Origin of the sequence: Mucilaginibacter sp. cycad4 (assembly GCF_034263275.1) — a bacterium.
In the GTDB taxonomy this organism is placed as follows: Bacteria; Bacteroidota; Bacteroidia; order Sphingobacteriales; family Sphingobacteriaceae; genus Mucilaginibacter.
This window is the reverse complement of record NZ_CP139559.1, coordinates 5,580,755-5,593,455: the sequence shown is the minus strand read 5'-3', so window position 1 is coordinate 5,593,455 and position 12,701 is coordinate 5,580,755. Positions and strand designations below refer to the sequence as shown.

General features: G+C 45.3%; 10 protein-coding genes. 6 read left to right on the top strand and 4 right to left on the bottom strand.

Translation table 11 applies throughout. From position 1 onward, the window contains the following. Window positions 1-46 precede the first annotated feature (46 nt). The gene (locus tag SNE26_RS22815) at window positions 47-271 is read left to right on the top strand and encodes a hypothetical protein (protein ID WP_321556178.1); all 225 of its coding nucleotides are present in this window, start codon (window positions 47-49) and stop codon (window positions 269-271) included. 238 nt (window positions 272-509) lie between these two features. Here the strand turns inward: SNE26_RS22815 and mfd are convergent, their stop codons facing one another. After that, entirely contained in the window at window positions 510-3,857 is a 3,348-nt protein-coding gene (gene mfd, locus SNE26_RS22810) for a transcription-repair coupling factor (protein ID WP_321560052.1), read from the bottom strand. A gap of 155 nt (window positions 3,858-4,012) precedes the next feature. Here mfd and SNE26_RS22805 point away from each other — a divergent pair, with 155 nt between their 5' ends. The 3 genes from SNE26_RS22805 (at window position 4,013) to SNE26_RS22795 (ending at window position 5,613) form a co-directional block, all read left to right on the top strand. Then, window positions 4,013-4,423, top strand: coding sequence for a DUF4199 domain-containing protein (locus SNE26_RS22805; RefSeq protein WP_321556177.1), 411 nt, complete (start codon window positions 4,013-4,015; stop codon window positions 4,421-4,423). Beyond that, window positions 4,416-4,721 carry a DUF2752 domain-containing protein gene (locus tag SNE26_RS22800; RefSeq protein WP_321556176.1) on the top strand — a complete coding sequence of 102 codons (306 nt, stop codon included), beginning with the start codon at window positions 4,416-4,418 and terminating at the stop codon, window positions 4,719-4,721. Before SNE26_RS22805 ends, SNE26_RS22800 begins: the two co-directional genes overlap by 8 nt. 529 nt (window positions 4,722-5,250) lie before the next feature. Further along, entirely contained in the window at window positions 5,251-5,613 is a 363-nt protein-coding gene (locus tag SNE26_RS22795) for a TM2 domain-containing protein (RefSeq protein ID WP_321556175.1), read from the top strand. A gap of 201 nt (window positions 5,614-5,814) precedes the next feature. On the opposite strand, the gene SNE26_RS22790 is transcribed toward SNE26_RS22795, so the two are convergent. The 3 genes from SNE26_RS22790 to SNE26_RS22780 all read right to left on the bottom strand — a co-directional run bounded on the left by SNE26_RS22790 (window position 5,815) and on the right by SNE26_RS22780 (window position 10,953). Next, a complete protein-coding gene (locus SNE26_RS22790; RefSeq protein WP_321556174.1) occupies window positions 5,815-7,461 on the bottom strand; it encodes a M28 family metallopeptidase in 1,647 nt (548 codons plus the stop codon). A 191-nt stretch (window positions 7,462-7,652) separates the two neighbouring features. Continuing rightward, a complete protein-coding gene (locus SNE26_RS22785) occupies window positions 7,653-8,975 on the bottom strand; it encodes an APC family permease (protein ID WP_321556173.1) in 1,323 nt (440 codons plus the stop codon). Between the two features lie 223 nt (window positions 8,976-9,198). Then, entirely contained in the window at window positions 9,199-10,953 is a 1,755-nt protein-coding gene (locus tag SNE26_RS22780) for a PDZ domain-containing protein (protein ID WP_321556172.1), read from the bottom strand. Between the two features lie 183 nt (window positions 10,954-11,136). Here SNE26_RS22780 and SNE26_RS22775 point away from each other — a divergent pair, with 183 nt between their 5' ends. Both SNE26_RS22775 and SNE26_RS22770 read left to right on the top strand, forming a co-directional pair. Continuing rightward, window positions 11,137-11,604 carry a MarR family transcriptional regulator gene (locus SNE26_RS22775; RefSeq protein ID WP_321556171.1) on the top strand — a complete coding sequence of 156 codons (468 nt, stop codon included), beginning with the start codon at window positions 11,137-11,139 and terminating at the stop codon, window positions 11,602-11,604. 7 nt (window positions 11,605-11,611) lie between these two features. Further along, a complete protein-coding gene (locus tag SNE26_RS22770) occupies window positions 11,612-12,694 on the top strand; it encodes an efflux RND transporter periplasmic adaptor subunit (protein ID WP_321556170.1) in 1,083 nt (360 codons plus the stop codon). Window positions 12,695-12,701: the final 7 nt, after the last annotated feature.

The following is a 12,701-nucleotide window of genomic DNA, read 5'->3' as shown; positions in this document are numbered from 1 at the left end:
ACTGCGAGCGACAGATGAGCAGCTACTGGCAAAGTTCAAAACTGATTTGAGAAATCGAAATTACCTGTTTTGGCAAACCAATTCGTTGCCGATAAAAGTGTTCGACCGAAAAATGTTAGAACAAAAGTTGGATTATATCCACCTCAACCCCTTACAGGCGCATTGGAATTTAACCGATGATCCTAATAGTTATTATTTTTCGTCGTGTTCGTTTTATGAGCAGGAGGATAAAAAGTTCGATTGGTTAACGCATTATATGGATGCGATGTGATTTGTATGTTGCCGTGGGGACACGGCAACCAAGGGTATTTCCCGGGGTTTGTATCTTCACAAACCCCGTTTCCATTTCTCCCCGTTGGCGTGTCCTCACGCCAACTTTTTTCACCCACGTCTTATCAGAAGCATATGTTGCCGTGGGGACACGGCAACGGGGTAATAAAATACTATCGTCCCGGTTGGCGTGTCTCCTCGCCAACGCCTCTGTTATATTGTAACGCCAACATTAAATTTTACCCAATCCCAGCCACCTCGCTTAACATCCTCACTGCTTCATCAACGCTATCGATACCCTCAATACCTAACCGAAGTGTGTTTTTAACTTCCTTCAAATTAGTACGCCTTGGGTTGGCCTGCACAAAGCCCAGTACATTACGGAAAGCCTCCGTTTCAAAATAGGTAGATTGCTGGTTGGTGATAAAATAGCCCCTCAAAACATTTTTCTTGAGCGAGATCTTTTCAAAACCAATTGCTTTGCCCAGCCATTGCAGCCGCAGGGTGTTAAGCAGCCCGTTAACCTGTTCGGGTATGGGGCCAAAACGGTCATGCAGTTTTTGTTGAAATGCCTGCAATTCCACCTCGTTTTCCAGCTTGGAGAGTTCGGTATACAAGTTATACCGCTCGGAGAGATTGGTTACATATTCATCGGGGATCAGGATCTCCTGGTCGGTATCAATTTGGGTGAAGGAGATGTATGGGCGGGGCTTATCCTCGGGGAATACGCCTTTAAATTCATCGTCTTTAAGTTCCTGTATGGCTTCGTCCAGGATCTTATGGTACATTTCAAAGCCTATCTCTGCAATGAAGCCGCTTTGCTCGGCACCAAGCAGGTTACCGCTGCCGCGGATGTCCAGATCGCGCATGGCAACATTAAAGCCGCTACCCAGATCGCTGAATTCTTCAATAGCGCTCAGGCGCTTGCGGGCTTCACTGGTTAGCGTTGATAGCGGAGGACTCAATAAATAGCAATACGCCTTTTTATTGCTCCTCCCCACACGGCCGCGCATCTGGTGCAGGTCGCTCAGGCCAAACATGTGAGCGTAGTTGATGATGATGGTGTTGGCGTTAGGAATATCCAGGCCCGCCTCAATAATAGTTGTGGCCACCAGTACATCATACTCGTGGTTCACAAATTTAAGCATCACATCTTCCAGGTCATCACCTTCCAATTGGCCGTGAGCTATACCAATACGGGCTTTAGGAACCAGTTTATGGATCATGCCGCCCAGTTGGGGCAAATCGGCAACGCGGTTATGGATAAAGAAGATCTGCCCGCCGCGGTCTATTTCAAACTCAACAGCTTCCTTAATCAACTTATCATTAAATACGTGCAGCTCGGTAACAACCGGCTGACGGTTTGGGGGAGGCGTTGATATGATAGAAAGATCGCGTGCACCCATCAATGAAAAATGCAGGGTACGCGGGATTGGCGTTGCCGTTAAGGTAAGCGTATCCACATTGGCGCGCATCTGTTTCAGCTTCTCTTTGGTTGATACGCCAAACTTCTGCTCCTCGTCAATGATCATCAGGCCAAGGTCTTTGAATTTCACATCCTTGCTCACCAAACGATGCGTGCCTATGATGATATCTACTTTGCCTTCTTTTAGTTTCTCCAGTGTATCCTTGATTTGCCGGGTTGATTTAAAGCGGTTAACATAATCAATGTTGGCAGGGAAACCCTTGAGCCTGTCGGTAAAAGTTTTATAGTGTTGTGCTGCCAGGATAGTTGTTGGTACCAGTATGGCCACCTGTTTGCTGTCGGCAACGGCTTTGAAGGCTGCGCGAACTGCAACTTCGGTTTTACCAAAGCCTACGTCGCCGCAAATGAGGCGGTCCATAGGGTGGGGCGATTCCATGTCTTTTTTGAAATCGGCAGTAGCTTTTTCCTGGTCGGGGGTATCCTCGTACAGGAATGATGCTTCCAGTTCGGTTTGCAGGTAACTATCGGGCGAAAAGGCATTGCCATGCTGGGCTTTACGAAGGGCGTAAAGCTTGATCAGGTCTCGGGCAATGTCTTTAACTTTTTTTTTTGTTGTTTTTTTGAGGCGTTCCCAGGTGTCGGTACCCAGCTTGTTCATTTTGGGAACGGAGCCTTCTTTACCGCTGAATTTGGAGATGCGGTTAAGCGAGTTGATGTTCACATACAACAGGTCGTTATCAGCATAAATCAGGCGGATCATTTCCTGTTGTTTGCCGTTAACGTCAACCTTTTCCAAACCCGCATATTTGCCTATGCCGTGATCAATATGGGTAACATAATCGCCAGGTTTCAGGTCGCGGAGCTCTTTAAGCGTAATGGCCTGCGAACGCTGGTAGCCCTTGCGGGTTTTGTATTTATAGTAACGGTCAAAGATCTGGTGATCGGTATAGCAGGCTATTTTCTGCTCGTGATCAATAAAACCTTCGCGTATGGAGATGCTTACGGGGGTAAATTTTACCGTTTTGTCCAGATCGTCCAAAATGGCATATAAACGCTCAACCTGTTTGGCCGAATCGGTGAAGATGAAATTTTCAATCTTATCGGCCTCGTTGTTTTTAAAATTATGGATGAGCAGCGTAAAGTCTTTATTGAACGATGGCTGCGGGCGCATATCAAAATTGATGGCAGTGGCATCATGATAAAAGAACTGCTTGCCAAACTCCACCACCGGAAAATCATGCAGCTGATCGCCGATCAGTTTTTCGTCGGTAAAGCCAAATTTAGGGTCTATCCAGTCGGGGTTTTGCGCTTTTTCATCTGCAGAAAGAGCTTTCCAAAGGTTTACCGCCTTTTTGTAGCCGGTTTGGATAATATCAAGCGTAAACTGAACATCTTTGATCCATACCTGCGTCCCTGCCTCCACGTATTCAAGCAGGGAGATATTGTTTTCGGTTAAAAATTTGGATTGTACATTGGGTACAATGGTAATGCTTTTAACATGCTCAACCGAAAGCTGGCTCTCGATTTCAAACGTACGGATAGACTCGATAAAATCGCCGAAGAACTCCACCCGGTAAGGGAGCACGTGTGAAAAGGAGAAAATATCAACAATGCCGCCGCGGATAGAGAACTGGCCCGGTTCGTACACAAAATCAACCCGTTCAAAGTCATATTCTATCAAAAATTCGTTGATAAAATCAATACTCAGCTTGTTGCCAACAGCTATCTCAAGGGTGTTTTTTTCAAGCGATGACCGGTCGATCACCTTTTCGGCCAAAGCCTCGGGATAGGTAACAATGAGCTGGCCATATTCCGTACTGTGGTTAAGCTCATTTAAAACCTCGGCACGGGCAAGCACATTGCTGCTGTCGGGCTGGGTAAATTCAAAAGGCTTGCGGTACGATGAGGGGAACAGCAGGGCTTCTTTGCCGGTAAGGTTTTCCAGGTCGGCCTGGAAATAGCCTGCTTCTTCGCGGTCGGGCAGTACAAACACCATGTGTGTATGCTGCAAAAAATACAATGCTACCGCCATGGCCGAATCGCTCGATCCCACCAAACCACGTAGCTGTACCCTTGGATTTTTTGATGCGTTAAGCGCGGTAGCCAACGCTTTTATCCGGTCATCAGCCTTATATCTGTCTAATATATCACGGATGTTCAAATCGCGGCAAAGATAAACAAAAAAGAAAGCCAAAATAAAAAAGCTTCCGGCTAAAAATTAATGCAAACAATATGAGGGCTTATTTACTTTTAAATGATAAATTTATGTATGTAAACGCGCATACCGATTTATAAATCAACCTTAATTATATAATTATGAAGAATGCAGTGTTATCAGGGGGAATCATCGGCATATTAAGTATTCTGTGGATATTTGCCATGCCGCGGTTTGGTGTTATGCCGCAAAAAGATATAGTTGCCCCGGCCGAATACTTTTCATTTATAATACCGGCTATCGGGCTTTTTTTCGGTATCATGAGCTATCGGAAAAACGAATGTAATGGCCAGATGGGCTTTTTGGAAGCCCTTTTTCAAAGCTTTAAAATATTAATTGTAGGCGGCATCATAGCCGTTTTTGGTTCAATACTTTATATTAGCTACGTATCGTCAGCGGGTGCTAACATAAAGGATTTTTCTGAACGGATATTTGGTGCATTAATAGTTGGGGTACTGCTCGCCTTCGCGGTATCATTGTTATTCACCAACAAAGCAAACAAACTTGATTAAGCGTTTTTTTTCAAAATATTTTGAACTTTTGTTCTGGACAGCCGCGATGCTTTCATTGGCGATGACCCCGCCAACAGAAGCATCGCATTTTACCTTGTGCCCGCTTAAGCTGATGGGCATAGGCTGGTGCCCGGGCTGCGGCTTAGGGCATAGTATTATTTATCTTTTTCACGGCGAGATCAGCAATTCGTTCCGCGCTCATTGGCTTGGCATCCCGGCCGTAGCCGTGATCTTTAACCGCATATATGTGCTTACCAGGGCGCGGTTGGTTGAGCGGCAGTTTAAGAGTGCTGTGTAACCTCCCCTAAATTCTCCACGGGTTCTCTAATATCGTCATTGCGAGTAACCATCAGGGAAACCCTGAAAAAAAATGTGATGACGTACAAGCTATACTTTATGGATGTTGCGCGGGGGCGCGTTAGGGATAGTAGCGTAAAGCCCACAGCGCGGGTTGGGTTTGCGGGCAGGCAAGGCGAGGACTTGCATCCGCCAGCTGGCGGACCGGCCCGTTAGCTAACGGGAACGCCCATATCATAAAACGCATCGAAAAAATATCTTAATAATCAGCAATTTACGATCACGTCATTATAAGGTACGAAGCAATCGCGAATGCTACAGGGTAACCTACATGGCCGCTCTGCCTATTGGGGATTGCTTCGTGCCTTATAACGACGGTTGTATAATTTGAACTTCTCACTCCTTTTCACCGCCAAAACCCATCATTTCACCGACTACTTATCTCTGCTAACCTATCTCCCGTAGGCGTTTTACGGCGATGGCTGTACCTTTATATCATAAAACAATCACAAACTTTAAAACTTACTGAAATGAACGCTTATCAAAATCCATATATGTCTTTCGACGGTATCACTCCTGAAGAATATACATTTCTGCAACAGGCTACTGCCTCATTAACAGAAAACCAGTCACGTACTTTTATGTCATTTTATGCCAGCAAAAGGCGTAACCCACAGGATATCATGTTTGCTACGCTTGCAGGTTTCCTTGGCGTATCAGGTGTACAACGTTTCATGACCGATCAGATTGGTATGGGGATCCTTTACTTTTTCACAGCGGGCTTCTGTTTCATCGGTACTATTGTCGATTTGATCAACTACAAAACCATCGCCAACGATTATAACAGGCAAATGGCCTATGAAAGCTTCAACATAGCTAAAATGAGCAACTAAATCCCTTTAAGGGTATAGTTTCACCATATATCAATAAAAAATCCACCTTCTGTTACGGGGTGGATTTTTTCATTTCAAATTTAATTATAAACGTCATGCCGAACTTGTTTCGGCACCCCATCAGAAGGGTATAAAGCCTGCATTGCACACTGCATAGCAAGTGGGGTGCTGAAACAAGTTCAGCATGACCAGCTTTTTGTCTTACTTTATCGACTTCTCTCTTATCGCTTTAAACTCCGAACCATTCTTCCATCCGGGGAATGTAGTTTCATTACTTAGCTTGGTGCCAACTTCATAAAGAATATTGGCTATCTGCGCCATGCCGGTGGCATCCATGGTATCGGTATAATTATCGGCCTGCTGGTGATAGCGGTTATCACCGTAATCTTTTTGTTTGGCCTCGCCATAGGCGCCATCATGTATTACGCTGATGCTGCCGTTATTAATATCAAGGGCCGGCACACCAACTTTGGCAAAGTTAAAATGATCTGACCGGTAGTAACTGCCTGAGCCGGGATGCCTGTCGCCAACGGTGCTGAGGCCTTGTGCTTTGACAATCTCGTCAACATAATCTTCCAAATCGTTCTGGCCTTTGCCGGTTACAGCTATGTCTTTGGTTTCGCCATAGTCCCCGAGGGCATCCATGTTAAGGTCGGCCACGGTTTTGTTAACCGGGTAAATTGGGTGGGTGGCATAATATTCCGAACCGAGTAAACCCTGCTCTTCGGCGGTAACGGCTAAAAACACAATGGAGCGTTTGGGTTTTTCTTTGGCCTTGTTAAATGCTTTAGCTACGCTGATGATGGCAGCCACACCATCGGCATTATCAACGGCACCGTTATAAATGCTATCTCCTTTGGCGTTGGGTTTACCTACGCCAAGATGGTCCCAATGGGCGGTGTATAATACGTATTCACCGGGTTGTGAACTACCTTTAAGTGTTCCTATAACATTGTGCGATGTTGAATATTTTAACTGATTGTTGATAGTCAAAGTAACCGATTGCTTAAGCGGGATTGCCTTAAAATCTTTTTTGCGGGCTAAAGCACGGAAATCGCCGGTTATACCTGCTTCTGCTAACAGCTTTTTACCCATATCTTCGGTAATCCAGCCTTCAACCTTGCAGCGGTTCATGTGTTTGTCCTTTTGCTGCAGGTAAAGCTTGGCGCCTGTATTACTGTTCGAGACAACTTCCCAGCCATAGCTGGCAGGTTCCTTTTGGTGGATGATAAGCACACCGGCAGCACCCTGGCGGGCGGCTTCTTCGTACTTGTAGGTCCACCGGCCGTAGTAGGTCATGGTGTCGCCTTTAAAGAAAGTTGGATCGCCGTTTTTAAAGCCCGGATCGTTCACCAGCACTACAACCGTTTTGCCTTTTACGTCAAGCCCGGCATAATCATTCCAGTGATATTCGGGCGCAACAACGCCGTACCCTGCAAAAACCAGCGGCGAATTTTTAAGCGTTACCGAATCAACTTCGCGGCGGCTGAATGTTACAAAATCAGTAGTGGCATGCAGGCTAAGCGGTATTTTACCGCCTGTGATCTCCATAACAGGAGATGGCGTACTGGTGATTTGCACCATGGGCACATCCTGGAAATAGCTGCCATTGTTGCCCGGCTCGAGCCCGGCCAGTTTAAACTGCTCCGAAATGTATTTGATCGCCTTGTCTTCGCCGGCGGTGAAAGGTTTGCGTCCCATCATGGAATCATTGGCTAAAGCCGAAATGTATTTCTTTATTTCGGCGGCGGTGATAGCCTTTTCGGCCGGCACGCTTTTATTATTCTGGCAGCCTGCAAAAATGGCAAGGCCACCAATGAGCATCAGGTATCGGTGTTTGATTTTCATATTGATAGAAATTTTGCGAAAGAACCGAATTTACGCAAATCCCCGTCAATTATCCAATCATTGAAACGTTGAAGAAATTATCACCACGAATTTTTCTCAATTAATCGAATTGCACGAATTTTTCTTTCTGCGCCACGATTGGGTGAAATTCGAACTAATTGTATTAGATAACCAATATAATTCGTGTATAATTATTGCTTTAACTCCGGCCTGCTTAGCCGGATAACCTGCCATGCTGCTTCTGCGCTTGATAGTGCAACCAAAGCAAATATGGCCGCCGAAAGTGCTTTAGGCGTTGAGCTTAATGCCCCGCCAAGTGCAACGCTGTAAACAATAAATGGCAGCAGTAAAACCAGGCACAGGCCGGTAACGCTGAGCGGGATCCGGAAAGGCCGCTCTTTCATTGGCTCTTTAATGCGGAGTTTTATAAGGGCGATGTACTCTAACGAAAGCCCTGCGCCGTAAACAGTTACATCAATGATAAGCAAATCGGCAAAGGTCCACAATACCATAAAGCTCACTACTATGGAACAGATGATAATGGAAATAAATGGCGTTTTAAAACGCGGGTGAAGCCTGTTCAATCCTTTGGGCAGTAAATTATCTTCAGACATTACCTGCGGTACGCGCGATACGGATAACAATACAGCGGTATAAATGCCCAGGGTACTGGCCATCCCGCCTGCTGCTACCACAACGCCCAGCCACTGGCCGCCAATTAATACGCCTAAGGCAGGGAAGCCGTTTTCGGTTAAGGTATCATGGTTAATGCCTGATTGCTGGGCAACCCAAATGGCAAAAAAGTACACCACCATTACCAGCGCGAAAGCGGTAAAAATAGAAATAAGATAGGAGCGGACGGGTTTTTCAACCTCTTCGGCATAGGTGGTTACATTATCCCAGCCCAGGCAGTTCCACATCACGGTATACAAAGCCATCCCGAATGATGGAAAGCTGAGCCCTTTTAATGATGTTGCGGGGATCTGCATCGCCCCGCTATGGTGATAAATGCCTAATGCTATCATTAATATAATGGGCGCAAGTACAGCAGCGCTTAAAAATACAGATACCTTGCCAACTGGCATAATGCCTAAAATATTTAGCCCTGCCGATGCCCAGATGATCACCAAACAAACCGGGACCTGGAAGTTTAACAGTTCGGGGAAAAAGAAGCCGGCGTATTGCACAAACAGCACGGGATAAATAGCCAGGTCCACAAAGGTATAGAGCCAGGTCCACCAGCCCTCAATAAAACCCCAGTGGGTACCGAGGGCATATTTTACCCATTTGTAATAACCGCCTGTTATAGGCATCATGCTGTTAAGCTCGAGCACGGTAAGTATGGCCGGTACATCCCACATGAGCGGAGTTATGAGCAGGATCAGCAAAGCACCATGATCGCCTGCATAACTCAATAAGGGCTCAAGGCCGTAAGGGCCACCTGATACCGTAAAGAAAATAACAGCGACAAGCTGTATAGGGCGTATTTTTTTTAATGAGGCTGCAGAGGGCATAAGCTATAAAAATATAACTTATGCGTTAATATTTTATTTTTTTGTTGATGTCCTTTGGTCGTGCTGAACTTGTTTCAGTATCCCACGCGCTAAGTAACACGCATGCTAAGCAATCGGCCGCTTGTCCTGTGGGTTCCCGAAACAAGTTCGGGATGACTGTTAGAATGATGCTAAAACAAAAAAGCCAGCTTTGCAGCCGGCCTTCTTTATTTAAAAGCAGTTTTTATAAGCTTAACCATTTCTTCCTTACAACCATTTGCTGTTCGGTTGGGCTGTCAACAGTTACAATATTATATTTTACACGGTTGCTTTTCAGCAGGGTAACCGGGAGGGTGATAGCTTGTCCGTCGCGGGTTACAGTAACCCGGATTTTATCGCCCGGGTTTTTACCGTTGATCAGGGTTGCGGCATCCGTAACCGGTGTACTGTCAATAGCAGTGATCTCGTCATTTACGTTAATGCCATCTATATAAGCCGCAGTACCACGTTGTACGCCGGTCACAATAATCTTTTTGGCAGCAGTTGTGACGGTTGTGATACCTAAAGCCGCGTCGTTTTTATCGGCCAGTTCATCCACTGCCTTATAACCGGCATAGCCTAAGTATTTATTATAGTCGATAGGGGTTAAGCCGTTGATGTAATTGGCATAAAAATCATCCAGCTTTTTACCTGCAAATTTTTCAAAAGCTGCTTTAAACTCAGCATCGGTATAACCACGCTTTTTGATTTTGTAGTACTGGGTGTACATATACTTCATGACATCATCTAACGAATATTTGCCTTTGCTGTCGTTAATGATCTCCAGGTCGAGCATCATACCAATGATAGCACCTTTGTTGTAGTATGAAATAGTAGTATTGTTAGAGTTTTCGTTAGGGCGGTAAGCCTTGATCCAGGCATCAAAGCTTGATTCGGCAACGGTTTGTACATTCTTTCCGGGCAGGTTTTCCAGGATGTTGAACTCGCCTTCCAAAACATCAAAGTAGTTCTGAACCGGGAACAACTGCGTACGCCGAACAATGATACCCTGGTAGTACTCGGTAAAGCCTTCGGCTATCCACAAATTGGTGGTATAGTTTTCATTATCATAATCAAAAGGGCCTAACACTACCGGGCGCAGGCGCTTTACATTCCACAAATGGAAATGCTCATGGGCCACCAGGCCCAAAAAGCTTTGGTAGCCTTTGTCATTAGCATAGCTATCGCGTGATGCTCCTAACACAGTTGAGCTTAAATGCTCCAAACCACCGCCGTTACGCTGGCGGTTGTGTACTATAAATACATAGTGCTTGTTTGGGTTTTCACCAAAAACGGCAGCTTCCTGGTCCACAATTTTATGGATATCGGCTTTCAATTTTTCCTTATCGTAATTGCCCCCGCCGTACATACATATTTCATAATGAACACCAGATGCATCAAAGCCAAAAACCTCCTGGTTGCCCACTTCAATAGGCGAATCGAACAGGATATCAAAATTGGGTGATAAACGGGTAAACGGATCATTATTTACCATTTCCAAACTGGTTGAAACCTTATCCCAGTTTTTATATGGCTTAATGTGAATAACAGCCGGCGAGTGTTGCATATTGGCCGGATAAATGAAGATCCCCGTAGTGGAAAGGAAGCCATGCGATGCATCGATAAAACTGGTGCGTACGGAAAGTTCAAAGGCATAAACCCTGTATTTTACCGTTACCGATGAAATTCCTTTTGTAACAATTTGCCAGGTATTCTTATTGATTTTAGGTGCTGCAACGGGCTTGCCATTAGCTTCAGCAGTTAACGATTCAATGTTTTTTGCGAACTCGCGCACCAGGTATGAGCCCGGTGTCCATACTGGCATTTTAAGCTCAAGTGTGTTTTGCTGAAGGCCGGTAATATGCATTTCAATATCAGCATAATGGGCCTGGGCTTCAGGAAACGAAACATTGTAGGTAATCTGAGCGTTGGCGGCGGCCTCGCTGATGGTAGTACTCATAATAAAAAGCGTTAAAAAAAATAGCGTGCGTAGGTTGGTCAGTTTCATGGCCGCAATTTATAAAATATTATATAATCAGTTATGTATGTGGCATTACAGTGCCTCAAACACCGTTGTAAAATGGTTGATACATGCAACTATTGTTAATATTATGCTATTAGTTTTACATCGATTTTTAAGTAAATGGAACTGATTGAACCTATTTCGCGCAAGCTGATACGCTTAGGTAAACTGTACCTGGCTGTACTGGTAAAGCATACTGTTCACCTGGATGTTACCCGGTACCATTATATACTTTCGCTCATTTACTTCCATGACGGGCAACTTACGCAAAATGCATTGGCGCACCTGCTGGGCAAAGACAAATCGGCCATGGTAAGCATCATTAACCTGCTTACCGAAAAAGGCTTTGTTTACCGCGAAAACAACCCGAACGACAGGCGGCAGCAACTGCTCCGGGTTACCGATAAGGCAAAACTGGCCGTTCCTCAGATCATTAAAACATTTGAAAATATCAACGCAGATATTACCGGAGGCATATCCGAAGCCGATATGAGGGTATTTGAAAGCGTACTTGCCCGCATGCATAAAAATTTAAAACCATTAATATCACCCGAAACAACCCTTCAAGCTAAATCACACACGGATTAAACAAAGTATGAAAACGAAATATATTATTTACACGGCGCTGGCCCTGCTGGTTGCCTATTTAATTTACAACAAATTTTTTAGCGAAGGGGCAAAGAAATCGGCCGCGGCTATGGCTTCGGGCAAGGGCGACAAGAAAAAAGGCGGCGGCCCCGTAGGTGTTAATGTAATGATAGTTAAAGATACCGCCGTAAATAACATTATTGATATTACCGGCACCATTGACGCCAATGAAAAGGTAAGCCTCATCAGCCAGACAGCGGGTAATATTACCGGTATATATTTTAACGAAGGTACTAAAGTAACAAAAGGACAGCTGCTGGTTAAAGTGTACAACCAGGACCTGGAAGCATCGCTGCAGCAAAATCAGTACCAGGTGGCATTGGCAAAACAGCAGGAAAACCGCAACCGCCAGCTGCTTCAAAAAGAAGCTATAAGCCAGGAAGAATACGACACCTCGCTAACTTCATTAAACTCGTTAAAAGCTGCGGCCGATGTGATTAAGGCCCAGATAGCCCGTACCGAGATCCGTGCGCCGTTTTCAGGCACAATCGGTTTAAGGAATGTGAGCCCGGGCAGCTACCTGTCGCCATCATCGCCTATTGCAAACCTGGTTAATATCGATCCGGCCAAAGTAACTTTCGCCGTGCCTGAAAGGTATCTTTCTATACTTGGCCCGGGCAGTAAGATCAGGTTCAGGACCGAAAGCTCGATGGAAAATTTTGTGGGTACCGTGTATGCTATCGATCCGTCAATTGATGCCGGCTCACGCACCATTACGGTACGTGCTAAAGCGCCAAACCCCAAGGGGGTACTTACAGCAGGCAGTTTTGCCAAGATCAATTTAACGCTTGATCAAATCCCTAAAACCATTTTGCTGCCAACACAGGCCGTTATCCCCGACCTTAAAAGCAGTATTGTCTGGATCTATAAAAATGGCATAGCAGTATCAAAGCCGGTTAAAACCGATTTGCGTACAGATACCAAAATCCAGGTAACTGAGGGACTGCAGCCGGGCGACAGCGTGGTGGTATCCGGGCTGATACAAATGAGGCCGAAAGTGCCTTTGAAAATTTTAAAAGTTATTAAATAAACCCGAT

Excerpts from the sequence above, each read along its gene's own strand:
- SNE26_RS22805 (WP_321556177.1), top strand. The coding sequence starts at position 4,013 with ATGAAGAATGCAGTGTTATCAGGGGGAATCATCGGCATATTAAGTATT.
- SNE26_RS22795 (WP_321556175.1), top strand. The coding sequence starts at position 5,251 with ATGAACGCTTATCAAAATCCATATATGTCTTTCGACGGTATCACTCCT.
- SNE26_RS22790 (WP_321556174.1), bottom strand. The coding sequence starts at position 7,461 with ATGAAAATCAAACACCGATACCTGATGCTCATTGGTGGCCTTGCCATT.
- SNE26_RS22785 (WP_321556173.1), bottom strand. The coding sequence starts at position 8,975 with ATGCCCTCTGCAGCCTCATTAAAAAAAATACGCCCTATACAGCTTGTC.
- SNE26_RS22780 (WP_321556172.1), bottom strand. The coding sequence starts at position 10,953 with ATGAGTACTACCATCAGCGAGGCCGCCGCCAACGCTCAGATTACCTAC.
- SNE26_RS22775 (WP_321556171.1), top strand. The coding sequence starts at position 11,137 with ATGGAACTGATTGAACCTATTTCGCGCAAGCTGATACGCTTAGGTAAA.
- SNE26_RS22770 (WP_321556170.1), top strand. The coding sequence starts at position 11,612 with ATGAAAACGAAATATATTATTTACACGGCGCTGGCCCTGCTGGTTGCC.